This is a genomic window from Streptomyces sp. NBC_00247, from assembly GCF_036188265.1.
GTDB lineage: Bacteria > Actinomycetota > Actinomycetes > Streptomycetales > Streptomycetaceae > Streptomyces.
This window is the reverse complement of sequence record NZ_CP108093.1, coordinates 6,545,903-6,569,912: the sequence shown is the minus strand read 5'-3', so window position 1 is coordinate 6,569,912 and position 24,010 is coordinate 6,545,903. Positions and strand designations below refer to the sequence as shown.

Sequence of the window (24,010 nt, the reverse complement as noted above, 5' to 3'; positions counted from 1 at the left end):
GTGAGCACAGGTCTCCGTGATCATGGAGTTGCGGCGCCCTGTGATCGCTGGGGAGACCTGTGCCCGTTCTTCCAGCATGGCTGACCGACCCGTTGTGGGACCAATTCGCGGCGCTGCTGCGTGCCGTGGGGTCAGCGGCCGATCTTGTTCAGCTCGGCGAGATCGTCGTCGGAGAGCTGGAGTTCCGCACCTGCGACGTTCTCACGCAGGTGCGCCACCGACGAGGTGCCGGGGATCAGCAGGATGTTCGGCGACCGCTGCAACAGCCAGGTCAGGGCGACCGACTTCGGCGTAGCGTCCAGCCGGGTGGCCACGGCCGTGAGTGCGGAGGATTGCAGCGGGCTGAAGCCGCCGAGGGGGAAGAAGGGCACATAGGCGATGTCCTCTTCGGCGAGTTCGTCGATCAGCCCGTCGTCTTGGCGGTGAGCGAGGTTGTACATGTTCTGGACGCACACGATCGGCGCGATCGAGCGTGCCTCTGCGACCTGTGCCGCCGTGGCGTTGCTCACGCCGAGGTGCCGGATCAGCCCCTGCTCCTGAAGTTCGACGAGTGTTTCGAAGGCCTCGGCGAGCGAACCGGTCACGGGGCCCTGAGCGTCGCCGAGCCGGAGGTTGACCACATCCAGCGTGTCGAGGCCGAGGTTTTCCAGGTTCTCGGTGACGGCCCTGCGGAGCTCTTCGGGCTTGCGCGCCGGGGGCCAGCCGCCCTTCTGGTCCCGGGTCGCGCCGACCTTGGTCACGAGGTGCAGAGCGTCGGAGTACGGGTGCAGGGCTTCGCGGATCAGCTGGTTGGTGATGTGCGGCCCGTAGGCGTCGGCGGTGTCGATGTGGGTGATGCCAAGGCCGACGGCCTCGCTCAGGACGGCGAGCGCGCCGTCGCGGTCGGCGGGCGGGCCCATGACCCAGGGGCCGGCGAGCTGCATGGCGCCGTAGCCGAACCGGGTGACGGTCAGGTCGCCCAGGTTCCAGGTGCCGCCGGGCAGCGAGGCGGAGGGGGTGCTCATGGTGTGCCTTTCGTGTCGAGCCAGGGGGATGGTTCCTGACGGCTCCTTGCACCACTATTGGTGCGTAGCTTCCTGTCGGGAAGTAGGCACTTCCGAGTGCGTAAGGCACCCAGCGTGTGAGAGGAACAGTCCATGGCAACGATGACGGCGGCCCAGCAAAGGGCACAGGCCAAGGTGGAGTACGACGCTTTCGTGGCGGCCTGTCCCAGCCGCAAGCTGGTCGACCGGATTTCCGACAAGTGGGTCACGCTGATCCTGGCCGCGCTCGGCAGCGACAGCGCGCATGAGCCCGGCGCCGACTGCGCAGGCGAGCCCCGGGTGATGCGCTACTCGGAGCTACAGCGCCTGCTGGCCGGCGTCAGCCAGAAGATGCTCACCCAGACCCTGCGCTCCCTGGAGCGCGACGGCCTGGTGTCCCGCACCGTGGTGCCGACCGTGCCGGTCACGGTCTCCTACGAACTGACCGATCTGGGCCTGTCCCTGTACGAGATGATGCGGGGCCTCAAGGCCTGGGCCGAGGTGCACATGGACGATGTACTCGCCAACCGCCAGACCTACGACACCCGCGTCGCCTGAGCCGCAACATGGTTGCTGACCAGCGGGAACAGTCTGCGCGTAAGAGGCTGGGCAGATGGGCGGAGCTCAAGGACGTCGCTTCGGGCGGTCGTCCCAGCGGTGGGTGGTCCGGGCCCGGCGGATCAGGCTACGCACGGTGGTGATCGTGTCCGCGAGGTCGAAGAAGGCGTTGGCGACGTTCGCACGGCGCTCGTAGCAGCGGGCAATTCGGTGGAATCGTTCTGCCAGGCGTGCGTGCGCTCGACGTGCCACCGCTCGCCGGCCTGGATCGGCGCCCTTCGCCCTTGTGCGCGATGCGGCCGCGCAGGTTGCGGGCAGCCAGTTCGATGCGGGTCTTGTCCGAGTCGTAGCCGGCATCCAGGTGCACGGTGATGTCGTCGGGCATCGGTCCCAGATCCTTCAGTAGGTCCTGAGTCGCGGCACGCAGCGGGGAGTCGTGGCGGTTCGTTCCGGCGAGGACCCTGCCGAGCGGAACTCCGTAACCATCCGTCATGCACGAGCGTTTGAGTCCTTGCTCGCCTCGGTCGACCGGTGAGCGTCCAGCGATCTCGGCGCCGCCGGGGGCCTTGGTGATCGAGCCGTCGACGGCGATCCGGTCAAGCTCCAGCCCGACGATCCGGTCGTAGGACTCCAGCGCGGTCTGCTTGAGCCGCATGAAGACGCCGAGGGAGATCCACTCGTCGCGGCGGTTGCGGATGGTAGTCGCCGAGCAGGTGGTGTCGGCGATCGCCTGGCAGGAGCAGCCGAACCGCAGCAGTTGCACCAGCTTGTCGAACACGATCCGGTCGCCGATGCGGGGCCGATGGCAGCCCAGCGGGTGGGCCGGATCGACAGCGGGACGCTCGGACGGCAGCGCCGTGAATTGGTCCCCCAACGGGTCGGTCAGCCATGCTGGAAGAACGGGCACAGGTCTCCCCAGTGGTCGCAGAGCGCCGCAACTCGATGATCACCGAGACCTGCGCTCACCTCACTGCCCGGGTGCCGCACCCGCCTATCTGCGCAGGCTCTCACTCCTGTTGCCCGAGCGGGTGACAGGAAGCGCTCGGGCGGCTTCGCCCATGGCCGGGCGCGATGCCGGGCGCGGACGGCGTGATTCAGCCACCCCGGCCTCACCACCGCGGGAACCCCGCGCCGTGGGAGCCGGCACCCCGGCCCTCATGGGAGCGAGCAGTATCAGAATCGGCTCCGCCCCCGGCGACGTTCGCGGAGCCTCATCCCACCGAGTACCATCCGGCAGACACAAGGGGCGTGAGGAGGACACACGTGGGGCGGCTGACCGGTGGAGACCCGTCGTTGTTGCGGCGGATCAATTCCGCGGTGGTACTGCACGCCCTGCGTGGGGCCGAGCTCCCGACGCTCTCCGACCTGACCCGGATCACCGGCCTTTCCCGGCCAACGGTCGAAGGAGTCGTCGAGGGGCTGTTCGAAGCCGGTCTGGTCGTGGAGGCACTGCCCGACGACGGTGAAGCGCGGCGCCAGGGCCGTCCAGCCCGCCGGTTCCGTTTCCGCGCCGAGGCGGGCCATCTGCTGGGCATCGAGATCGGCCCGCACCGGGTCTCCGCGCTCATGTCCGGACTCGACGGCAGAATCATCGGGGCGGGCCAGCGGGCGGTCTCCGAGACCGCGGCCGCGGACGACCGGCTCGATCAGGTCCGAGCCGTGGTCGCCGACCTCCTGCGCCGTACGGGCGTGGCCAGGAGCAGCTTGCGGGCCGTGGGGGTCGGAAGCCCTGGAATCGTGGAGGCCGACGGCACGGTCAGGCTGGGCACTGCGCTTCCCGGCTGGACCGGACTCCCTCTGGGGGAGCGGCTTCGGCGCTCGTTCCGCTGCCCGGTCCTGGTGGAGAACGACGCCAATACGGCCGCCGTGGCGGAGCATTGGAAGGGTGCCGCCACGGAGTCGGACGACATCGTCTTCGTCCTTGCCGGATTGAGTCCCGGAGCGGGTTCGTTGATAGGGGGACGGCTGCACCGGGGGTACGGCGGCGCCGCCGGCGAGATCGGCGCGCTCCATCTCCTCGGGAGGGAAGTCACTCCGGAGCATCTGCTGTCCACGACCGACACACCGCTCGACCCGCTGGACGAGCAGGCGGTGGCGGCGGTGTTCACGAAGGCCAGGCAGGGCGACAGCCGCGCCCAGGAGGCGGTCGAGCGGTTCATCCAGCGGCTGGTGCACGACGTGGCGGCACTCGTGCTGGCTCTCGATCCGGAGATAGTGGTGGTCGGCGGCTGGGCGGCGGGACTCGACGGGGTGCTGGCCCCGTTGCGGAGCGAGCTCTCGCGTTACTGTCTGCGCCCGCCGCGGGTCACCCTGTCCCTGCTCGGGGAGGCGGCCGTCGCGACCGGAGCCCTTCGGCTGGCGCTGGACCACGTGGAGGAGCAATTGTTCGCCGTCGAGGGAACGGTGACGGCCCGCCGCTGATCGCGGCGGGCCGTCCGGTCCAAGAAGGCGCCCCGGTGTCGCGGGGCAGGGATGTTCAGGAAGCCTGGCGCTCCTGCTCGTGGCTGATCTCCAGAGTCCCGGAGTCCCCGAAGGTCAGCCGGCAGGTGTCGGCACGGTAGGTGGCGACGGAGACCGCGGCGGTGCCGCCCGCGGCGAAGTAGCGCGTGGTGACGACCAGGACGGGGGCGCCGGGCAGTCGGTCGAGCTCCCTGGAGTCGTCCGCGCTGGCCGAACCGAGTTCGACCGACCGGTCCTGTCCCTCGAGTCCGAGGCGGTGCAGCTCGCGCAGCACCCCGCGCACGCGAGCCGGGCCCGTGGACTCCCCGATCGCGGACAGGTCGGGAACGGACGCGGACGGCACGTACAGCAGTTCCGCAGCTACCGGCTGACCGTGGGTGACCCTGATCCGGCGGATCACGTGGACCACTTCGTCGGCCGCCGTGGAGAGCGCGGCGGCGACGGCCGCCGGGGCCGTCCCCCGGCCGCACTCGATGGGCTGCCACGCTTCGTCGGCCACCGCGCCCGTCCACTCCTGCTGGGCCGTGGAGACCGCGACCCCCACCCGGGGCGGAGCGACGGTGGTTCCCACGCCGCGCCTGCGCTGAAGTCTGCCTTCGAGTTCGAGCTGCTCCAGAGCCTGCCGGAGCGTGGCCCGTGCGACGCCGAACCGGGCCGCGAGCTCCCGCTCGTTCGGCAGGATCTCACCCACCGCGAAGTCCGAGTCGAGTGCCTCACTGAGCACGGTCCTCAGGTGCCAGTACTTCGGCTCCTGCACCGTTTCCAGCTGCGTGGTCCCCACCCTGTCCTCCGCAATCGCCCAGCGGCCTTTTCCGCGACAACATTTATTAAAGGTTCTTGCCTTAACGTAAGGACCATAGGGCGGCGCGCGGACTTGGTCAAGACCAATCCTTGCCCCGGGGTGCCGCGAAACGCGCTTCCGGCGCAGAGCGTTCACAGGACGTTCGTGGTACGGGGACCGGCGTACGAGCGCGAAGAGGGCAGACGCACGAGCCGAAGACGGCGCGTCCTGCCACAATCCGGGCGCCCGACACGCCACCTGACGGCAATCCACCTCCTGTCCGCCAACCGAGAGGGCCTGCCTCTTGAACCAGAAGCTACCGAGGGGTAGTTGTTGGCCGCGAAGGGTTCATTTCCACGCCAGGGAGCGGCCATGACCGGCACGGCGACGTTCACGTTCGACACCTCCGCGGGCCTGCGGAGTACCTCGGTGGCCTACGCGCGGACCGGCACCGGGCAGCCGCTGCTGTTGCTCCACGGCATAGGCCATCACCGGCAGGCGTGGGATCCGGTGGTACGGATCCTGTCGGGCGAACGTGACGTGATCAGCGTGGATCTGCCGGGCTTCGGTGAGTCGCCCGCGCTCGCGGACGGCGTCGCGTACGACGTACGGACGGTGGCCGGTGTTCTGGCGGCCTTCTGCTCCGAACTCGGCGTCGAACGCCCGCACGTGGCGGGCAACTCACTCGGTGGTCTGCTCGCGCTGGAACTCGGACGCACCGGTCGCGCCCGGTCGGTGACGGCCCTGTCACCCGCCGGATTCTGGAGCGCTCCGGAGCGCCGGTACGCGTTCGGGACGCTCTGGGCGATGCGCCGGGGTGCCCGGGCACTTCCGGTTCCGTTGATCGAACGTCTCTCCCGGAGCGCGGCGGGTCGCGCGGCTCTCACCAGCACCATCTGTGCCCGGCCTGGTCGCCGTTCGCCGGAAACGGTCGTCGCGGAGACCCTCGCGCTCCGGAACGCGACCGGCTTCGGAGGGACGCTGGCCGCCGGCCGGAACGCCTCCTTCACCTCCGACGTGCCGGGCATCCCGGTCACCGTCGCCTGGGGCAGCCGTGACCTGCTTCTCCCCCGCCGCCAGGGCGTCCGGGCCAAGCGTGCCATCCCCGGCGCACGGCTGGTGCGGCTGCCCGGATGCGGTCATGTGCCGATGAACGACGACCCCGCCCTCGTGTCCCGGGTCATTCTCGACACCAGTCGCTGAGGGGGGCGAGGGGCCGGCCGGGGGAAGTACGGTGCGCCACGTAGCCGTTGTTCACCTCTGGTTGGGGTGGGCGCCTTGGCCGCGCGTTAGTCATGGTCCTGCGCGCGCCGGGGCTCTTCGGACGCGCGCCGTCGCACACCCCGCACCCATGTCCCGGAGGCGCATCGATGACGAACCGTCCGCACGTCCTCTCCCCCGGCCGCCGGACCGTACTGCGCGGTTCGCTCCTCGCGTCCGCCGCCGTCGGGCTGCCGGCTGTCACCGGCGCGCCCGCCTTCGCGCGGTCCGGGCGCCCGTCCGCCGAGTGGGGTGTCCAGGTGGGGGATGTCACGGCGTCCACCGCTCTGGTCTGGGTGCGCTCGGACCGCGCTGCCCGGATGCTGGTCGAGACGTCGGCCACGGAGTCCTTCCGCACGTCCCGCCTCTGGCACGGTCCGCTGGTCGGTGCCGGGACGGACTTCACCGGGACGACCCCCGTGCACGGTCTCCCGGCCGGCGAACAGGTCCACTACCGGGTGACCCTGGCCGACCCGGACGATCCGCGCCGCACGAGCCGCCCGTTGTACGGAACCTTCCGCACCGCTCCGGCGAAGCGGCGGGACGGAGCGCGGTTCCTCTGGTCCGGCGACATCGCCGGGCAGGGATGGGGCATCAACCCCGACATCGGCGGCTACACCGTCTATGAGGAGATGCGGAATCTCAACCCCGACTTCTTCCTCTGCAGCGGCGACACCATCTACGCGGACGGTGTCATCGAGCCGAGCGTGCCCCTGCCCGACGGAAGTGTCTGGCACAACGTCACGACCGAGGAGAAGGCGAAGGTCGCCGAGACCCTCGCCGAGTACCGGGGCAACTTCCGGTACAACCTGCTGGACGCGAACGTCCGGAGGTTCAACTCGCAGGTGCCGTCGATCGTCCAGTGGGACGACCACGAGGTACGCAACAACTGGTATCCCGGGCAGATCCTCGACGACGTCCGCTACACGGAGAAGAGCGTGGACGTGCTGGCGGCACGTTCGGTGCGGGCCTACCGCGAGTACCTTCCGGTCTCCACCCTCCGCGCCGCGCCGGGCGAGGGCCGTATGCACCGGGTGGTACGCCACGGTCCCCTGCTCGACGTGTTCGTGCTCGACATGCGCTCCTTCCGCAACGCCAACTCGCCCGACCGGCAGGCCGACGACACCACGGGCATCCTCGGCGCCGAACAGCTCAGGTGGCTCAAGGGTGAGCTCTCCCGGTCACGCGCCGTGTGGAAGGTGATCGCGGCGGACATGCCGCTCGGGCTCGTCGTACCGGACGGCGCCACGGACTTCGAAGCGGTCGCCCAGGGCGACCCGGGCGCCCCGCTCGGGCGGGAACTCCAGATCGCCGAGTTGCTCCGGTACATCAAGCACCGCCGCATCACGGGGACCGTCTGGCTGACGGCGGACGTGCACCACACCTCCGCGCAGCACTACCTTCCCGAGCGTGCGGCGTTCAAGGACTTCGCGCCCTTCTGGGAGTTCGTCTCCGGCCCGCTGGCCGCGGGCGCCTTCCCGGCGAGCGCGCTGGACAACACGTTCGGCCCGGACCGGGTATTCGTCAAAGCCCCCGTCCTCTCCAACCAGTCCCCCCTGGAGATGCCGCCGCTCTTCGGCGAGGTCGACATCGACGGCGCAAGCGGGGAGTTGACGGTGCGGCTGCGACAGCAGGGCGGGAAGGTCTTGTTCACCAAGGTGCTGCAGCCCGGCCTCACGGGTCAGTGAACGGTCCCACACCGTTTCCGGCCTGACCGCGTCAGGCGCCCTCGATCGCATCGCGGGCGAGCCGGCGCGAAGAAGGTGGGTGCGGGGCCCAGGCGCCCCGCGCCCGCCCCGAAGGAGCCCCTCGCCCAGGCGCCCCGCGCCCACGCCCGCCCGTCGCACGCACCCCGTACCCCTCGGGGGGCGTTACGGAACCAGCAGAACGCGGCCCAGCGCGGCCCTGTCGTCGAGCAGCCGGTGCGCCTCGGCCGCCTCGGCGAGCGGGACGGTGGCGTGCACGGCCGCGGTGAGCTTGCCTTCCGCGACGTAGCCGGCGAGCTCGTCCATCTCCGCGCGCGCCTGCTCGGGCCTGGCCGTCCGCCACGCCGTCAGGTTGAAGCCCGCCAGGGACTTCAGTGCGAAGACGCTCGTGACCGGTACGGAGATCAGGTCACCACTGGCCGCACCATAGGTCACGGCCCGGCCGTACGGCGCCAGCACCTCGAAGCTGCGCCGAAGGACGTCGCCGCCGACCGCGTCGAGCAGGACGTCGACCCCGTCCGGCACCGCCGCCCGCACCGCGCCGGTCCAGTTCTGCTCGGTGTAGTTCACCGCGATGTCGGCGCCGTGCTCGCGGGCGAACTCCAGCTTTGCGTCCGAGCCTGCGGTGGCGACCACCGTGCCGGCCCCGAGCAGCCTCGCGATCTGCAGGGCGAAGTGCCCGATGCCGCCGGCCGCGGAGTGCACCAGCACCGACTCGCCGGGAGTGAGGCCGCCCGTCCGCAGCACGCGCAACGCGACCGGCGCGCCCATCGGCAGCATGGTGGCCGAACCGTGGTCGACGCCCTCGTCCACCTTGACGATCCACTGCGCCGCGGCGAGCACGTAGTCGGCGTAGGCATCCTCCGCCACGAGGGCCGCGACCCGTTCTCCCACGGCGAGTCCCTCGACGCCCTGGCCGACAGCCTCGACGGTACCGACGACGTCACCGGTCAGCGTGCCCGGCAACGGCCGCTGGAAGATCGCTCCTGCCTCCGGACCCTGCCGGTACTTGGTGTCGACGAAGTTGACACCGATCGCTTCAGCCCTGACGAGCACCTGCCCCTCACCGGGAACCGGCACCTCGGCCTGCTCGACCCGCAGGACCTCAGGTCCCCCGTACTCGTGATAGCGGACGCGCCGCATGACGACCCCTCCCCCAGCTAAACTGGACCATCAGTCAACTTGCACCGAACATACTGGACCGCCGGTCCAGTTGTCCAGGAGGTCCTCCGATGGCGGAAGTCCGACGCGAACGCGCCGACGCGGCCCGCAACCGCCGCGCGATCCTGCACGCCACCGAGGAACTCCTGGCCCTGTACCGCCCGGAAGAGATCTCCATGGAACAGGTCGCCGCCGCCGCGGGCGTCGGCAAAGGCACTGTGTTCCACCGCTTCGGCAGCCGCATGGGCCTCATGCACGCCCTGATCCAGGAGCGCACCGGGGCCCTGCATGACGCCGTCGTCTCCGGCCCGCCCCCGCTGGGCCCCGGCGCCGACCCCCGGTCACGTCTCCTCGCGTTCCTCGACGGCATCGTGGACGTGGTGGCCCGCAACAAGGGCCTGCTCGCGGCCCTCGGCCACGCCGTCACCACCACCCAACGCCCCAGAGCGGACGACGATCACCCTGTCTACCGCTTCTGGCACAACCACCTCAGCACGCTGCTCGCCGAGCTGCGCCCCTCGCTGGACGCAGAACTGATGGCGCACGTCCTGTTGTCGACCCTGGGCAACGAACCCATTCTGCGACTCCTGGAGAAGGGGGAGGGAGAACGGCTGGCGGGCACGCTGCGGCTGACGGTGACGACCCTGCTGGACGCGTGACCCGGCCTGCCCGGCCAGGACCGTACGACGAACGGGACCATCGGGGTCGTGGCGCGCGACGTGTCGCCCTTACGGGCAGGAGCACGTCGCGTCACCCGCCGAGGACACCGGGCTTCCTTTTGCCCGACAGTTCGGGCCACTCAGTGTCTGAAAAGTGAAGAAAGGCGACTAGATCCACACTTAACCCATCGGTCACAGTGCGTTCGTGATCAGGCAACACCATTCGGTCACAGTGAAGTCATGACTGATGTGACATCCTCCAAGACCGCCCACCGTCCCCACCACTGGCGGCGGGACCTGATCGAGCTCGCGGCCCTGTTCACCGCGGTGGCCGTCGCCGACGCCGTCGCGAACCTCATCGGGCACCAGCCCGACGGGCCGTATCTGCTCATCGCCTCGGCGGTGGCGCTGACCGCGACCGCCACCTTCCACACCTGGTGGGCACGGAGGCACAGTCACGCCCCACCGTCCGAGGGTGGCGACGCCCCAGCCGGTGGCACAGCGGTCGGATACGGCGCCGAACTCGGCCTGAACCTGTCCTTCGAGGCCTCGCCCGCCCTCGACGAGACGGTGCTGTGGCGGATGCGGACGACGGTCCAGGACACTCCCGGAAGCCTGGCGGCACTGTGCATCGCACTCGCCCGCCTCCGGATCGACATCCTGACCCTCCAGACGCACCCGCTGGCCGACGGCACCGTCGACGAGTTCCTGCTGCGTGCTCCTTCGTCGTTGAGCGCCTCCGAACTCACCCGGGAGGTATCCGCGGCCGGCGGCACCTCCACCTGGATCGAGCGGGCCGACGCCCACGATCTGGTGGACACCCCGACGCGGGTCCTGGGACTGGCCACCCGTACCGCCCTGGATGCCGCGGAACTCCCGCTCGCGCTGCGTCAGCTGCTGGGGCGGTGCACCATCCACTCGCTGCCGGCGGTCACCGTGACGGGCCGGGTCACCGGCGAGGGCACCCCGGTGGAAGGGGTACTGGAGGAGACGGTGATGCGACTGAGCGACCCGTCGGGTGGCGTGATCACCGTGGAGCGCCCCTACCTGCCGTTCACGCCCACCGAGTTCGCCCGGGCCCGCGCGCTGGTGGAACTCGACGCACGCCTCGGACCCCGCGTCCCGCGCAGCGAGGACGTCCTCACGCTCGCCGAGGGGCCCGAGATCACCGTGCGCCGCGCGGACCAGGACGACCTCGACGCCGCGCGCGACATGCACGACCGCTGCTCCCCGCGCACCCTGGGTCTCCGCTACCACGGTCCTGTCGCGGACGCGGACCGCTACCTCGGCCACCTGCTCAGCCCCCGCTTCGGCCGCACCCTCTCGGTACAGACCGACTCGGGGCGGATCGTCGCCCTCGGGCACCTCCTCTGGGACGGGGACGAGACCGAGGTCGCCCTTCTCGTCGAAGACGACTGGCAGCGACGCGGCGTCGGCTCCGAGCTGCTTCGCCGACTCGTCGGTCTGGCCGCCGAGGCCGGATGCGACTCCGTCTACGCCGTCACCCAGGCCGACAACACCGGCATGGTCGCCGCGATGCGTGGGCTCGGCCTGCCCCTCGACTACCAGATCGAGGAGGGCACTCTGGTGATCACGGCCCGCCTGGCCTCCCGACGCGCCACGACACTCCCTCCCTCGTACGCGGACACGAGCGCGTACCCGGACGCGGACGCGGAGGGCACCGCCGCCGGCCTCGCCGGGACGACCGGATCAGGTTTTCCCACGGAACCGGTCATGGCACCGCACTGGATCGACCCGGCCGAATGGGCCTGGGAGTCCCGCCGCTGAGGGCGGGTACCACGAGCCGAAGCCGGCGGCTGCCCCGCACCGAAGAGCCGGTGCGGGGCAGCCGCCGGCGCTGCTGGTTCCGGACTCGGTCCGGGGCATCGGCCGAAGGCGTCCTGAACGACCGGTACGCCGGACCGAGTCCGCAACCCTCACCGTCCTGATCCGGCCAATCTCGCGCATGACTTCCGGACTCCTCCCCGCGGCGCGGGCGGAACCCCGTACCGCAGGGTGGAGGTGGGTTCCGAGGCGGCTCCGCACACCGCACCGACAGCCGCTTCCGGTCGCGGGCGGGGGCAGGGTGACGGGAAGCCGCTTCCCGTACGAGGATGTCCGCATGTCAGACACTTCGAGCAGCGCGCTGCCCCGTCAGGTCGCCGACGCCTACGTCGACGCAATCATCGATCTCGACCCCATCCTGGGTACCTATCTGGGTGTCCCGGCGAGTTCCGGCCGCCTGCCCGACTTCTCGCCCGAAGGCCAGGCAGCCGTGGCTGATCTCGCCCGTGCCACGCTGGTGAAGCTGGACGCCGCGGAGCTTCTCCCGGGCGCCGACAGCGACGCCGAGCGACGCTGCGGCAGGCTCTTGCGTGAGCGGCTCACCGCCGAACTCGCCGTCCACGCGGCGGACGAGCATCTGCGGGCCGTCTCCAATCTGCACTCCCCGGCCCACAGCGTCCGCGAAGCCTTCACGGTGACGCCCACGGAGACCGACGAGGACTGGGCCGCGGTCGTCGACCGGCTGCGCGCCGTTCCGGACGCACTCGCGGGTTACCGCGCTTCGCTCGCTCTCGGCCTCGAACGGAAGCTGCACGGCGGCCCCCGTCCCACCGCCACGTTCATCGACCAGCTGACGGCCTGGGCCGGCGGCGACGGCGAGGGGGACGGGTTCTTCGCGGACTTCGTCGCGCCCGGCCCCGCCGCGCTCCGCGCGGACCTGGACGGTGCCGCCGCCGTCGCCACCGAGGCGCTGGTGGCTCTGCGCGACTGGATGAACGAGGTGTACGCCCCCGCGATCGAGGGCTCGCCCGACACCGTGGGCCGTGAGCGGTACGCCCGGTGGTCACGCTACTTCAACGGTACCGACCTGGACCTGGACGAGGCGTACGCGTACGGCTGGTCCGAATACCACCGGCTGCTCGCCGAGATGAAGGCCGAGGCCGCCAAGATCCTGCCCGGGGCCGGTCCTTGGGAGGCGCTCGCGCACCTGGATGTGCACGGTAAGCACATCGAGGGAGTGGACGAGGTCCAGAAGTGGCTCCAGGGCCTGATGGACGAGGCCATCGAGGCGCTGGACGGCACCCACTTCGAACTCGCCGAGCGCGTGAGGAAGGTGGAGTCGCACATCGCTCCGCCCGGCGGCGCGGCGGCCCCCTACTACACCGGTCCCTCCGAGGACTTCTCCCGTCCGGGCCGTACCTGGCTGCCGACGATGGGCGAAACGCGCTTCCCCGTCTACGACTTGGTGTCCACCTGGTACCACGAGGGCGTGCCCGGCCACCACCTGCAGATCGCCCAGTGGACCCATGTCGCCTCCTCGCTCTCCCGCTATCAGGCGTCGGTCGGCCAGGTCAGCGCCAACGCCGAGGGCTGGGCGCTGTACGCGGAACGGCTCATGGACGAACTGGGCTTCCTGCCGGACGCCGAACGGCGGCTCGGCTACCTGGACGCCCAGATGATGCGCGCCTGCCGGGTCATCGTGGACATCGGCATGCACCTGGAGCTGGAGATCCCGGCGGAGTCGTCGTTCCACCCGGGTGAGCGGTGGACCCCGGAACTGGCGGAGGAGTTCTTCGGCGCCCACAGTGGCCGCCCGGCGGAGTTCGTGGAGAGCGAGCTGACCCGCTACCTCTCCATGCCGGGTCAGGCGATCGGCTACAAGCTCGGCGAACGTGCCTGGCTGCTGGGCCGGGAGAACGCCCGCGCGGCCCACGGGGACGCCTTCGACCTCAAGGCCTGGCACATGGCGGCCCTGTCGCAGGGGTCGCTGGGCCTGGACGATCTCGTCGAGGAGCTCTCCAAGCTCTGATCCCGGACGGTCACGTCCCGCGCGGCATCCGTCCGCGCGCGGGACTTCGACCGGACGCACCGGCCCGGCCGGGGCGGCGGCAGCGCCGTCCGGCCGGCCCGGTGCCGGTCCCGCCACGCCGTGACCGCCCTGCCCGAACGGGGCCGTTCCGACAAGGACGCGCCGCTCGGACCACACACCGCGACCGAAGGCTCCGCCCATGCCCGGCTTCCTGCTCTGTGCCGACCCGTTGCGCCCGAGCCGTTTGGACCCGCAGTTCGCCGAAGAGGCCACGGTCGTACGGGAGATGGGTGCCGCCACCGCGCTCGTCGACCATGACGCCTTGCTGGCGGGCGACACGGCGGGAGCCGTCGCCCGGGTCCCGCACGGCTCCGGACCGTACTGGTACCGGGGCTGGATGATTCCTGCACCGCGGTACGCCGAGCTGGACCGGGCCCTCGCGGAGCGGGGTGCCCCGCTGCTCACGGACGGGGCGGCGTACCGGACCGCCCATGAACTTCCGGGGTGGTACGCCACGTTCCGGGAGCTGACCCCGCGCAGTGTCTGGTATCCCCTCTCCGGTACGGCTCCGACTGCCGTACCCAGGGACGCGGCGTTCTGGTCCGCCCTCGCGCGGCCACTCGGCGGGGGCCCCGGGATCGTGAAGGATTTCGTGAAGTCCCGGAAGCACGAATGGCACGAGGCCTGTTTCGTGACCGAGTTGAGTGACTCCACAGCACTTTCGGGGGTCGTCGGACGGATGGTGGACCTTCAGGGCGACCATCTCGCCGGCGGAGTGGTGGTGCGTGCGTACGAGCGGTTCGCTCCGGGCGGCGAGGCGCGGGTGTGGTGGGTCGACGGGGCCCCCGTACTGGTGACCGCCCACCCGGACACTCCGGACGACCGCCCCGTCCCGGATCTGGGCCCGGTCGGCGAGGCCGTGCGCCGGCTCGGCTGCCGACTGGTGACCACCGACCTGGCGTTGCGCGAGGACGGCGTGTGGCGAGTGATCGAGGTGGGCGACGGGCAGGTGAGCGGACTCCCCTCCGGGGCCGACCCGAGGCCCCTGTTGCGGGCGCTGCCCGGCGCGTGACAGAGAGCGCCCGCGTTCCGCCACGCCGGCCGCCCGCGTTCCGTCAGCAGCCGCAGTCCCCGCCGTCCACCGGGGCGGTGAGCGGGTCGGGGGCGCGCCGCTCCGTTCCCCGCACGGTCTCGAAATCGAAGCCCTCACGCACCCAGTACTCGAATCCGCCGCGCATCTCCTTGACCCGGTAGCCGAGTCCGGCGAGGGCGAGAGCGGCCCTCGTGGCTCCGTCACAGCCGGGGCCCCAGCAGTAGGCGACGACGGGGACGGCCGGGTCGAGCAGGCGGGCGGCCTGCTCCGGGATCAGCGCGGTGGGCAGGTGCACGGCGCCCGGGACGTGTCCCTGGTCCCAGGCTGCCGCGGAGCGGCAGTCCAGGACCGTGATGCCGGGCCCGGCGCCGAGGTTCAGGGCCGCTGCGACGTCGGAGACGTCGGCGTGAAAGGCGAGGGAGGCCGCGAAGTGGGCCGCGGCGGCGGCCGGAGGGGCGGGCGGCACCCGCAGGACCGGGTGGTCGGGCGAAGCGGGCGCCGAGGGCCGTACGGCACCGGGTGAGATCGTGTTCATGGGCCCAAATCTAGATGGCTCACACACTCACCAGAAGGCATGAACCACGCCGCGCAGCTTGATCGGCCGGGGATTCCCCTGTTGTCTGGGCCCATGACCGACTATTCACCGGACGCAACCGACTGGCGCATTCTCGACGCGCTGCAGCGTGACGGCCGGGCCAGTTTCGCCGAACTCGCCCGGGCCGTGGCCATGTCACCCAGCGCGGTGACCGAGCGGGTACGCCGGCTGGAGGAGCTCGGCGTGATCAGCGGGTACAGCGCGGTGGTCGACCCGGAACGCCTCGGACTGCCGATCCTCGCATTCGTACGGCTGCGCTACCCGACCGGCAACTACAAGCCGTTCCACGACCTCCTCGCCACCACCCCGGAGATCATCGAGGCCCACCACACCACCGGGGACGACTGCTTCGTGCTGAAGGTGACCGCGCGTTCCATGCGCCACCTGGAGGAGGTGACGGGGCGCATCAGCGGCCTCGGGTCGGTGACCACCAGCGTGGTGTACTCCTCCCCGCTCCCCCGGCGCCCGATCGAGCGCTGAGGCGAATCCCCCGGGTCAGGCCCGGACCGGACGCACGCACGCAGCTAGGACCGTACGGGCGCGCCGGTCCGGTCCGGCATCCCGCTGCCCCCGTTCCCGCACCGGCACCGGCACCGGCAGTACCGCGGGTCAGTTCAGCCGGTGCCGGACCGTCGATCCCTTCCGCTCCTTCACCACTTCGAGCTGCACGGGCACCCGGCGCCGCAGGTCGGCCACGTGGCTGACGATGCCGACGCTGCGATCGCGCTCGCGCAGGGAGTCCAGGACGTCCAGGACCTCGTCCAGCGTCTGCTCGTCCAGGCTGCCGAACCCCTCGTCGATGAAGAGCGTGTCCAGCCGCGTCCCGCCCGCCTCGTCGGTCACCACGTCGGCGAGGCCCAGCGCGAGGGCGAGGGAGGCGAAGAAGGTCTCGCCGCCGGAGAGGGTCGCGGTGTCGCGTTCCCTGCCCGTCCAGGCGTCGACGACGTGCAGCCCCAGCCCGGCCCGGCGTCCTCCCGTGCGGGCGTCGGAGTGGACCAGGGTGTAGCGGCCGCCGGACATCCGCTGGAGCCGGACGGTGGCGGCGGCGGCCACCTGCTCCAGGCGGGCGGCGAGCACGTACGACTCCAGCCGCATCTTGCGTTCGTTGTCGGCCGAGGTCCCGGCGGTGAGCGCGGCGAGGCGGGCGACGCGTTCGTACTCCGTGCGGAGTGGGCCCAGCGTGCGCACTTCCCGGGCTGCCTCCCTGGACAGGCGGTCCAGCTCCGTGCGGCGTTCCTGGGCGGCGGAGAGCGCCGACGAGGCGTCGCGCAGCAGGGTCTCGGCGCGGTCGTACGTCTCGCGCGCCCGGTCCGGCGACGCGGCGGGACGCGAGGCGGCCGCGCGGGCGTCATCCTCCGCCAGCCGGTCGGCGACGGTGGCCGCCTCGGCCTGCCAGGCGTCGATCCCGCTCTGCAGCTGCCGCTGTGCGGTCCGGTCGAGCAGGGTCGCGACGGCGGCCTGCGGGGTGTCGAACCCGGCGCGGAAGGCGGCGTCGGAGAGGCGCCCGTCGGCTTCCTTGCGCCGTTCGGCCGCGCCCTGCTCGGCCCGTACCGCCTCGGCGGCCTCGGCGAGCAGGTCGGCACGCCGGGCGAGCCGGTCGGCGTGGGCCGCGATGGAGCCCGAAACCTCGCGCACATCGGCGAGTTCGGCCTCCAGAGCCGTCTGCTGCCGGTCGAGGTCCTCCCGCCGGGAGACCCGCACGGCCGCGCGACGTTCGGCGTGGCGGCGCTGCTCCAGCCGGTCCTGGTGTTCCCGCTCGGCTGCGGCGAGGGTCTCGCGCGCCCGGTGCGTTCCAGCGGCGAGGCGGTGGGCCTCGCCGTGCTCCCGATCCAATGCCCTTACCTGGTGGTCCAGTTCGATGACGGAGGGGTCACCGGACCCGGCGCTCACCGCCCCGTCCGCGACCACCTCTGCGCGCGCGGCGGTGTACCGCTCCGTCAGGAGTGCGCATGCCTGGTCGGCCCGGACGCGGGTCTGCTCGGCGGCCCGGTGGGCGACCAGGGCCGCTTCCTCGGTGGCGCGGTCGACATGCCCGTCACCCGCCCGCGCGGGGTCCGGGTGTTCGGCCGAACCGCAGACCGCGCACGGCTCTCCGGTGGAGAGTCCGGCGGCCAACTCGGCGGCGATGTCGCGCAGTCGGCGCTCGCGCAAACCGAGCCACCGCTCGTGGGCGGCGAGCGCGCTCTCGCGGGCCGCGGCCAACTGCTTCCGGGCTTCCTCGATTTCGCGGGCGAGGACGTCCCTGCGCCGGGCGGCGTCCAGCCGGCCGCGTGCTGACGCGAGCCGCGCCGCGAGCTGTTCCGTACGGGTCGCGGCCTCCTGAGCCGCCTCGACCTCGGCGGCCAGGGCCGTACGGGTGTCCTCCCAGCCGGCCAGCCAGGCGTCCGCTTCGTGGATCGCCTCGTCGTCCTGGGCCGACTCGCCTTCGAGGACGGCGCGTTCGGCGTCGATGGCGGCGCTGCGCGATTCGGCGCGGCGGGCGGCGTCGAGCCCGCCCAGTTCCTGGCGGTAGCGGCGTTCCAGCTGGGCGAGCTGCCCGACGCCGGCGTCGGCGAGCTCCGGGGGAAGCTTCGCGCGGAAGCGGTCGCGGACGGCACCCGCCGCGGCGGCTTCGCGCTCGGCCGCGTCCCGCAGCTCGAGGGCGGGAACGATCAGTTCCGCTTTCCGGGCACGCGCCAGGCGCTCCTCACGGCGGTCATGTTCGGCGCGGCCTTCCTCCAGGACGGAGGCGCGCCCGCGGGTGTCCGCGAAACGCTGCTGCAGACGGTCGAGTTCACGCTCCGCTTCCAGCGCGTGGCGGGCTTGTGCCCGGCGTTCCTCGGCGGCCGTCGCCGCGACGCGGGCGATCTCCAGCCGCTCCCCCGCGCCGGAGCGCGCCACCGCCGCCCACCCCAGCACGGCTTCGGCCAGGCCTGGTTCACCGGGCTGGGCCGTCGGCAGAGGCGTCTCGGCGGCGGGGCCCGCGGCCTGCGCGAGCCGCTGGGCGCCGGCGAGTACGCGTTCGTCCCCGGTCCTGACCCGGGACTCCGCGGCCCGGCGCAGTTCGGCGAGGCGTTCCTCGACCGCGGCGAAGCGCCGGGTGTCGAAGAGTCTGCCGAGCAGCTTGCCCCGGGCCTCGGCGTCGGCCCTCAGGAACCGTGCGAAGTCGCCCTGCGGGAGCAGCACCACCTGGCAGAACTGGTCCCGGCTCATCCCGAGGAGCTGGGTGACCTCCTCACCGATCTCCTGGTGCGACTTGCTGAGGGCCTGCCAGCCCTTGACCGGGTCGTAGGCGCGCAGCCGGCTCTGGGCCTTCTCGGTGGTGTACCCGTCGCCCTTCTTCTTGGGGCGGGCCTGCGCCGGTGCGCGGGTGATCTCCAGACGCCGGCCGCCGGCGGTCAGTTCCAGCAGGACTTCGGTGAGGGTGCCGGGGTCGGCGTGGTCGCTGCGGAGCGAGGTGCCGGGGCTCTGGCGTGCGCCGGGGACAGCCCCGTACAGGGCGTAGCAGACCGCGTCGAGCACTGAGGTCTTGCCCGCGCCGGTGGGGCCGTGCAGCAGGAAGAGACCGGCCGAGGAGAGGGCGTCGAAGTCGACCTCGGTGGTGGTGCCGAAGGGGCCGAAGGCGGTGAGGACGAGCCGGTGGAGCCGCATCAAGACACCTCGCGGACGCCGTCGTCCACGCGTACGTCGTCGAAGGCGGCGCGCAGTACGGCGCGTTCGGACTCGTCGGGTCCGCTGCCGCCGCGCACGTGCGCCACGAAGTCCTCCGCGATTCTGTGGTCGTCGCGCCCCGCGAGTCGCTGGGCGTACGTGGCGAGTGGGTCCTCGGGGTCGCGTTCGGGGTCGAAGACGAGGCTGAGGGTGTGCGGGAAGCGTGTCGTGAGCCGCGCCATGGGGTCGGCGGGCCGGGCGGGGTCGGTGAGGGTGGCCTCGACCCACGCGTCCCGGTGGGTCTCCAGCGCGGGGTCTTCCAGAAGTGCGTCGAGACGGCCTCGGAGCCGGGCGAGCGGCCGGGGTACGGGGCAGTCGACGCGTTCACCGGTGACGTCTCCGTCCCCGTCCAGATCGATCAGCCACATGGTCTTGCGGTGGTCCGCTTCGGAGAAGGAGTAGGCGAGGGGGGAGCCGGAGTAGCGCACCCGCTCGCTCACCCGCTGGCTGCCGTGGAGATGGCCGAGAGCCACGTAGTCGACGCCGTCGAAGACGCCTGCGGGGACGGCGGCGACCCCGCCGACGGTGATGTCGCGCTCGCTGTCGCTGGCCTCGCCGCCCGCGACGAATGCGTGGGCGAGCACGACGGAGCGGGTACCCGGCGCACGGTCCGCGAGGTCGGCGCGCACCCGGTCCATCGCGGTGGTCAGGACGGACTCGTGGGCGGCCTTCGCCGCTCCGAGGGAGTCCTTGACCAGGGCCGGTTCGAGGTAGGGGAGGCCGTAGCAGGCGACGTCGCCGTGGGCGTCGGTGAGAGTCACGGGGGTGCCGCAGCCGGCGGGGTCGGTACGCAGGTGGATGCCGGCCCGGTCGATGAGCCCGGCGCCGACGCCGAGCCTGCGGGCCGAGTCGTGGTTGCCGGAGATCATGACGGTGGGCACCCCGAGGGCGGCGAGCCGGTGGAGGGCGGAGTCGAAGAGTTCGACGGCGGCGAGCGGCGGCACGGCGCGGTCGTAGACGTCGCCGGCGACGAGGACGGCGTCCACCTCACGGTCGCGGACGGTGGCGACGAGGTGGTCGAGGTACGCGGCCTGGGCGTCGAGCAGGCCGACGCGGTGGAAGGACCGCCCCAGGTGCCAGTCCGAGGTGTGCAGCAGTCTCAAGGAGTCGCTCCGCCCGCTGTGGTCCGCATGTCCCTCGTCCTCCGCCCCGTGGCCGGCCACGGCCTCGCGCCCCTGTCCGGGCCGTACCGGTCTCCGCTCGCGTGCGCGGGCCGCGCAGCGTGGCACCCGTCTCCGGGCACCCGGCACGGCCGTGCGGACTCCACGCTAATGCCGTCGGGTCCCGGTTCCCGAATCGCCGGGGTCGGCGGTGGCGAACCTCACCGGCCGACGGTGCCCTACCCGGCGGCCGGGAGTCCCGAGGTCACCGGCCCCCGCGCGGGTCACACGTCCCCGTACGCCTCGCCGCCGAGTTCGAGCGTCGCGGAGCCCGCCGTCGCGTCGGCGAGCCAGGCCCTGAATCCGGCCACGTCCGCGTCGGGCAGTCCGATCTCCAGGGTCACCGCCTCCGCGTACCGAACCTCGCGCACGGCGGTGCCGGTGGCCCTCATGTCGTTCTCCAGCTTGCCCGCCCGCTGGTGGTCGACCGTGACGGTGGCCAGCCGGTAGCGCTGCCGGGTGAGGGTGCCGAGCTCGTCCAGCGCCTCGCCGACCACTCCGCCGTAGGCCCGGATCAGGCCACCGGCGCCGAGCTTCACCCCGCCGTAGTAGCGGGTCACGACGGCCACCACGTAGCGGACGTCGCGGCGCATCAGCATCTGCAGCATCGGTACTCCGGCGGTCCCGCCGGGCTCGCCGTCGTCGCTGGCCTTCTGCACGGAGGCGTCGGCGCCGACCACGTAGGCGTAGCAGTTGTGGCTGGCGGTGGGGTGTTCCTTGCGGACGCGTGCGACGAACTCCTGCGCCTCCTGTTCGGTGGCGGCGGGGGCGAGCGCGCAGAGGAAGCGCGACCGGTTGATCTCGCTCTCGTGCACGCCCGCTCGGGCGACTGTCCGGTACTGCTCCTGCATGGCTCCACCCTAGGCGGTGTGCCGGGCGTGCCCGTACCCGCTCCGACCAGGGGGAACACGGCGCCCGGCCCGGGGTGGGCACCACGCGCGGCGTGCGGGGAATGGTGGCGGCGTGTGCCGGGTTGTCGCTGGCATGTACGCAGACGATGAGACGATCCGCCGGATTCTGCTGGAGTCCGGCGACACCTGGGCCGTGGTGGGCCTCTCCCACAACACCTCGCGGGCGGCCTACGGGGTCGCCGGGGTGCTCCAGCGGTTCGGCAAGCGGGTCGTGCCGATCCACCCGAAGGCCGAGACCGTGCACGGTGAGCAGGGGTACGCCTCGCTGGCGGACGTCCCGTTCCCGGTGGACGTGGTGGACGTCTTCGTCAACAGCGAGCAGGCCGGCGCCGTGGCGGACGAGGCCGTGGCGATCGGAGCGAAGGCCGTCTGGTTCCAGCTGTCGGTGATCGACGAGGACGCGTACGCGCGCACCCGCGAGGCCGGTCTCGACATGGTCATGGATCGTTGCCCCGCGATCGAAATTCCCTCCCTGCGCTGATCCGGCAGGGCCTGGACGCGATCACATCGCGTCCGAATCATCCGATTCCGGTCGCGCCCTTCCGCCGGGGCGGGCGGCGGCGGACAATGGCCGCTCGTGGACACGGTGACGTACCCGGACCGGCTGGCCGCCGAGCTGCTCGCCCTGGGCGTGCGTCCCGGGGCCAGACTGATCGTGCACGCGTCGATGCGCGCGGTACGCCCTCCGGGCCGCCGCACGCCCTTGGTGGTCGCGGGGCTGCGGGGTGCGCTGGGACCGGCGGGGACCCTGGTCGTCCCCGCGTTCACACCGGAGAACTCCGACACCTCGCGCGACCATCGGGCCCGCACGGCAGGTCTCACCGAGGCGGAGCGTGCCCGGTTCCGCGCGGGGATGCCGCCCTTCGACCCCGCCGCCACCCCCGCCCCGGCCATGGGCCGGCTCGCCGAGGCGGTCCGGCGGAGCCCCGGCGCCAGGCGCAGCGACCACCCGCAGACCTCCTTCGCCGCGCTGGGCCCGGACGCCGTACGGCTGACCCGGGGTCACCGCGCCACCTGCCACCTGGGCGAGGACTCACCGCTCGCCCGCCTGTACGACGCGGACGCGCAGGCGTTGCTGCTCGGCACCGGTTTCGGCACGTTCAGCGCCTTCCACCTCGCCGAGTACCGGGTCCCCGAGCCGCCCGTACGCCGCTACCGCTGCGTGGTGGGCCGGACCGGCGGGAGCCGGTGGTGGGAGTACGAGGACGTGGCTCTCGACGACTCGGACTTCGTCGCGCTGGGCGCCCAGTTCGCGCGGTCGGCGGGCCCCGGGGCCGTCCGCACCGGCAGGGTGGGCGAGGCCGCCTGCACCCTGGTGCCGGTGCGCGAAGCGGTGGACTTCGCGGTGGACAGGTTCATGGACGACAGGTTCCGGCCGTCCGGAAAAGGGTGCGCGCAGGGAGTCTCAGAGGCTGTGGGCACGTGAACCCCGGTGTGTCCGGACGGCCGGAATCGGACCGGTGCCAACGGCCGGCGCGGCACTTACAGTGACGCGCACAGCCACGCGGGCCGGACGGGGGCGCCGAGCGATGGACACGGACAAACGGGTGATACGCCGCGATGGCCTCCTCTCACGGCTGACCACCGCGCTCGTCATCGTTTCGGCCGGGCTGTTGATCTCCGGCGTGTGGCGGGAAAACGCGCCACCGGACCTTGCGGACCACTGGCCGTGGAGAGTCACGCCGAGACGCTACGAGCCCTCAGCACCGTGGGACTCAGCCACCGCGTGGACTTCTCGCTGCTTTCCGTCGGGCGAGGCAGACCCTTGCTCTCGCAGAGCCCCGCGCCGGTCGGCCGGTTCACCGGGGCCGCGCTCGCCGTGATCACGCAAATGCGCGTACGACTCCGCGTGACCGACCGGGTGGGAGACACGCACGAACGTGTCATGAACCTTCTGCGGGACGCGGAGCGCATCCCCGAGAGGGCCGATCCCCCACTGTTCTGAATCGTCCTCAGACGCCCAGCCCCTCCACCACCACAGCGCCCGGGAGGGCGGCGAGGGACTTGCCGGGGACGATGAGCTTGCCGCGACGGCTGCCGCTGCCGATGAGGACCCACTCCTCGTCGAGCACGGCCGGGTCGATCAGCAGCGGCCAGGCGGTGGGGAGGCCGACGGGGGTGATCCCGCCGTACTCCATGCCGCTCTCGCCGACCGCGAGGTCCATCGGGGCGAAGGAGGCCTTGCGCGCCCCGAGGTGTCTACGGACCGCGCCGTTGACGTCGACGCGGGTCCGGGAGAGCACGACGCAGGCGGCGAGGGTCACGCCGGTGCCGCGTTTGCCCGCGACGACCACGCAGTTGGCGGACTCGTCGAGGAGTTCGGCGCCGTAGTGCTCGACGAAGACGGCTGTGTCGGCGAGGTCGGGGTCCGTGTCGACGTGCAGGATCTGCTCGGCGGCGAAACCGCCCCATCCCCGGGTCACCGCCTCGGCGACCGGTGCGACGAGCAGGTCGGTGCGGTCGGCCGCGGGAGCGGCGGCGTCTTCGTCGAAATTGCCGATGGGGGCGCGCATGACGTCACGCTAACAGCCTCTTCGGAGCCGGATGTCGCCGGTTCAGCGGACCGGCGGGATCCAGACGGCCATGGTCAGTTCGACCGGCTCGTCGCCCTCGTTGCGGTAGGCGTGGGCGACGTGCGCCTGGAAGGTCGCCGAGGTGCCGGCGGGGACGGTGTGGGAATCACCGCCGACGACGAGGGTCAGCTCGCCGGCCGTGACGTGGAGCAGCTCGACGGTTCCCTCCAGGTGCGGGTCGGAGGCGCTGCCGTCGCCGGGCTCCAGGTGCCAGGACCAGAGCTCGAACGGTCCGCCGGCCTCGGCGCCGACGAGCAGGGTGGTCGAGCTGCCGGCCTCGGTCGACCACAGCCGGACCGCCTGCTCCGGGGCGACCAGGCGGACCTGAGGGCCCTGCTCATAGTCGAGGAGCGCGGTGATGCTGACTCCGAGCGCGTCGGCCAGCTTCACCGTGGTGCCGACGCTCGGGTTGGTCCGGGCCTGCTCGATCTGGATGATCATTCCCCGGCTGACACCGGAACGGGCCGCGAGAGCATCCAGCGTGAAGCCGCGCTCCCCGCGCCAGCGCTTGAGGTTCCGTGCCAGCGACTGGGTCAACTGGTCGAGATCAGACACATTCAGTCCAAT

20 protein-coding genes and 1 pseudogene are annotated in these 24,010 nt (G+C 71.9%); 11 read left to right on the top strand and 10 right to left on the bottom strand.

All coding sequences use genetic code 11. From position 1 onward, the window contains the following. Window positions 1–131: 131 nt before the first annotated feature. A complete protein-coding gene (locus OHT52_RS28315) occupies window positions 132–1,004 on the bottom strand; it encodes an aldo/keto reductase family oxidoreductase (protein WP_328723007.1) in 873 nt (290 codons plus the stop codon). Window positions 1,005–1,136: 132 nt separating this feature from the next. Here OHT52_RS28315 and OHT52_RS28310 point away from each other — a divergent pair, with 132 nt between their 5' ends. Continuing rightward, on the top strand, window positions 1,137–1,580 hold the full coding sequence (locus OHT52_RS28310) for a winged helix-turn-helix transcriptional regulator (protein WP_328723006.1): 444 nt from the start codon (window positions 1,137–1,139) through the stop codon (window positions 1,578–1,580). 66 nt (window positions 1,581–1,646) lie between these two features. Here the strand turns inward: OHT52_RS28310 and OHT52_RS28305 are convergent. Beyond that, window positions 1,647–2,487: pseudogene (locus tag OHT52_RS28305) on the bottom strand (IS5 family transposase). Between the two features lie 356 nt (window positions 2,488–2,843). Here OHT52_RS28305 and OHT52_RS28300 point away from each other — a divergent pair. Continuing rightward, the gene (locus tag OHT52_RS28300; protein ID WP_328723935.1) at window positions 2,844–4,001 is read left to right on the top strand and encodes an ROK family transcriptional regulator; all 1,158 of its coding nucleotides are present in this window, start codon (window positions 2,844–2,846) and stop codon (window positions 3,999–4,001) included. Window positions 4,002–4,056: 55 nt separating this feature from the next. Here OHT52_RS28300 and OHT52_RS28295 read toward each other — a convergent pair whose 3' ends face one another. After that, window positions 4,057–4,821: a GntR family transcriptional regulator gene (locus OHT52_RS28295; protein WP_328723005.1), complete on the bottom strand. Its 765-nt coding sequence runs from the start codon at window positions 4,819–4,821 to the stop codon at window positions 4,057–4,059. A gap of 372 nt (window positions 4,822–5,193) precedes the next feature. Between OHT52_RS28295 and OHT52_RS28290 the strand changes: the two genes are divergently transcribed. Both OHT52_RS28290 and OHT52_RS28285 read left to right on the top strand, forming a co-directional pair. Next, window positions 5,194–6,024 carry an alpha/beta fold hydrolase gene (locus OHT52_RS28290; RefSeq protein ID WP_328723004.1) on the top strand — a complete coding sequence of 277 codons (831 nt, stop codon included), beginning with the start codon at window positions 5,194–5,196 and terminating at the stop codon, window positions 6,022–6,024. 167 nt (window positions 6,025–6,191) lie between these two features. Next, window positions 6,192–7,769 carry an alkaline phosphatase D family protein gene (locus tag OHT52_RS28285; RefSeq protein WP_328723003.1) on the top strand — a complete coding sequence of 526 codons (1,578 nt, stop codon included), beginning with the start codon at window positions 6,192–6,194 and terminating at the stop codon, window positions 7,767–7,769. A gap of 183 nt (window positions 7,770–7,952) precedes the next feature. Here the strand turns inward: OHT52_RS28285 and OHT52_RS28280 are convergent, their stop codons facing one another. Beyond that, window positions 7,953–8,930, bottom strand: coding sequence for a quinone oxidoreductase family protein (locus OHT52_RS28280; RefSeq protein ID WP_328723002.1), 978 nt, complete (start codon window positions 8,928–8,930; stop codon window positions 7,953–7,955). 89 nt (window positions 8,931–9,019) lie between these two features. On the opposite strand from OHT52_RS28280, the gene OHT52_RS28275 reads away from it, so the two are divergent. From OHT52_RS28275 to OHT52_RS28260, 4 genes are all read left to right on the top strand, one after another. Then, entirely contained in the window at window positions 9,020–9,607 is a 588-nt protein-coding gene (locus tag OHT52_RS28275) for a TetR/AcrR family transcriptional regulator (RefSeq protein ID WP_328723001.1), read from the top strand. 249 nt (window positions 9,608–9,856) lie between these two features. After that, the gene (locus tag OHT52_RS28270; RefSeq protein ID WP_443046818.1) at window positions 9,857–11,395 is read left to right on the top strand and encodes a GNAT family N-acetyltransferase; all 1,539 of its coding nucleotides are present in this window, start codon (window positions 9,857–9,859) and stop codon (window positions 11,393–11,395) included. Between the two features lie 334 nt (window positions 11,396–11,729). Further along, entirely contained in the window at window positions 11,730–13,421 is a 1,692-nt protein-coding gene (locus OHT52_RS28265; RefSeq protein WP_328722999.1) for a DUF885 domain-containing protein, read from the top strand. A 199-nt stretch (window positions 13,422–13,620) separates the two neighbouring features. Next, window positions 13,621–14,493, top strand: coding sequence for an ATP-grasp domain-containing protein (locus OHT52_RS28260; RefSeq protein ID WP_328722998.1), 873 nt, complete (start codon window positions 13,621–13,623; stop codon window positions 14,491–14,493). Between the two features lie 43 nt (window positions 14,494–14,536). On the opposite strand, the gene OHT52_RS28255 is transcribed toward OHT52_RS28260, so the two are convergent. After that, window positions 14,537–15,049 (bottom strand): rhodanese-like domain-containing protein, encoded by a 513-nt coding sequence (locus OHT52_RS28255; protein ID WP_328722997.1) that lies wholly within the window; start codon window positions 15,047–15,049, stop codon window positions 14,537–14,539. A 93-nt stretch (window positions 15,050–15,142) separates the two neighbouring features. On the opposite strand from OHT52_RS28255, the gene OHT52_RS28250 reads away from it, so the two are divergent. Further along, a complete protein-coding gene (locus OHT52_RS28250) occupies window positions 15,143–15,589 on the top strand; it encodes an Lrp/AsnC family transcriptional regulator (RefSeq protein ID WP_328722996.1) in 447 nt (148 codons plus the stop codon). Window positions 15,590–15,718: 129 nt separating this feature from the next. On the opposite strand, the gene OHT52_RS28245 is transcribed toward OHT52_RS28250, so the two are convergent. The 3 genes from OHT52_RS28245 to OHT52_RS28235 all read right to left on the bottom strand — a co-directional run bounded on the left by OHT52_RS28245 (window position 15,719) and on the right by OHT52_RS28235 (window position 20,810). After that, a complete protein-coding gene (locus tag OHT52_RS28245) occupies window positions 15,719–18,739 on the bottom strand; it encodes an SMC family ATPase (protein ID WP_328722995.1) in 3,021 nt (1,006 codons plus the stop codon). Further along, the gene (locus OHT52_RS28240) at window positions 18,739–19,902 is read right to left on the bottom strand and encodes an exonuclease SbcCD subunit D (protein WP_328722994.1); all 1,164 of its coding nucleotides are present in this window, start codon (window positions 19,900–19,902) and stop codon (window positions 18,739–18,741) included. The genes OHT52_RS28245 and OHT52_RS28240 overlap by 1 nt, the downstream gene beginning before the upstream one ends. Before the next feature lie 281 nt (window positions 19,903–20,183). Then, window positions 20,184–20,810, bottom strand: coding sequence for a YigZ family protein (locus OHT52_RS28235; RefSeq protein ID WP_328722993.1), 627 nt, complete (start codon window positions 20,808–20,810; stop codon window positions 20,184–20,186). A 133-nt stretch (window positions 20,811–20,943) separates the two neighbouring features. Here OHT52_RS28235 and OHT52_RS28230 point away from each other — a divergent pair, with 133 nt between their 5' ends. Beyond that, entirely contained in the window at window positions 20,944–21,351 is a 408-nt protein-coding gene (locus OHT52_RS28230; protein ID WP_328722992.1) for a CoA-binding protein, read from the top strand. 96 nt (window positions 21,352–21,447) lie between these two features. Further along, a complete protein-coding gene (locus OHT52_RS28225; protein ID WP_328722991.1) occupies window positions 21,448–22,296 on the top strand; it encodes an aminoglycoside N(3)-acetyltransferase in 849 nt (282 codons plus the stop codon). Window positions 22,297–22,822: 526 nt separating this feature from the next. Here OHT52_RS28225 and OHT52_RS28220 read toward each other — a convergent pair. Continuing rightward, complete coding sequence (locus OHT52_RS28220) at window positions 22,823–23,383, bottom strand: YbaK/EbsC family protein (RefSeq protein WP_328722990.1); 561 nt, start codon at window positions 23,381–23,383, stop codon at window positions 22,823–22,825. Between the two features lie 42 nt (window positions 23,384–23,425). After that, window positions 23,426–23,998, bottom strand: a complete 573-nt coding sequence (locus tag OHT52_RS28215; RefSeq protein WP_328722989.1) for a helix-turn-helix domain-containing protein — start codon at window positions 23,996–23,998, stop codon at window positions 23,426–23,428. Window positions 23,999–24,010 lie beyond the last annotated feature (12 nt).

Coding starts and splice junctions, on each gene's coding strand:
- OHT52_RS28315 (WP_328723007.1), bottom strand. CDS start 1,004: ATGAGCACCCCCTCCGCCTCGCTGCCCGGCGGCACCTGGAACCTGGGC.
- OHT52_RS28310 (WP_328723006.1), top strand. CDS start 1,137: ATGGCAACGATGACGGCGGCCCAGCAAAGGGCACAGGCCAAGGTGGAG.
- OHT52_RS28290 (WP_328723004.1), top strand. CDS start 5,194: ATGACCGGCACGGCGACGTTCACGTTCGACACCTCCGCGGGCCTGCGG.
- OHT52_RS28285 (WP_328723003.1), top strand. CDS start 6,192: ATGACGAACCGTCCGCACGTCCTCTCCCCCGGCCGCCGGACCGTACTG.
- OHT52_RS28280 (WP_328723002.1), bottom strand. CDS start 8,930: ATGCGGCGCGTCCGCTATCACGAGTACGGGGGACCTGAGGTCCTGCGG.
- OHT52_RS28275 (WP_328723001.1), top strand. CDS start 9,020: ATGGCGGAAGTCCGACGCGAACGCGCCGACGCGGCCCGCAACCGCCGC.
- OHT52_RS28265 (WP_328722999.1), top strand. CDS start 11,730: ATGTCAGACACTTCGAGCAGCGCGCTGCCCCGTCAGGTCGCCGACGCC.
- OHT52_RS28260 (WP_328722998.1), top strand. CDS start 13,621: ATGCCCGGCTTCCTGCTCTGTGCCGACCCGTTGCGCCCGAGCCGTTTG.
- OHT52_RS28255 (WP_328722997.1), bottom strand. CDS start 15,049: ATGAACACGATCTCACCCGGTGCCGTACGGCCCTCGGCGCCCGCTTCG.
- OHT52_RS28250 (WP_328722996.1), top strand. CDS start 15,143: ATGACCGACTATTCACCGGACGCAACCGACTGGCGCATTCTCGACGCG.
- OHT52_RS28245 (WP_328722995.1), bottom strand. CDS start 18,739: ATGCGGCTCCACCGGCTCGTCCTCACCGCCTTCGGCCCCTTCGGCACC.
- OHT52_RS28235 (WP_328722993.1), bottom strand. CDS start 20,810: ATGCAGGAGCAGTACCGGACAGTCGCCCGAGCGGGCGTGCACGAGAGC.
- OHT52_RS28230 (WP_328722992.1), top strand. CDS start 20,944: ATGTACGCAGACGATGAGACGATCCGCCGGATTCTGCTGGAGTCCGGC.
- OHT52_RS28220 (WP_328722990.1), bottom strand. CDS start 23,383: ATGCGCGCCCCCATCGGCAATTTCGACGAAGACGCCGCCGCTCCCGCG.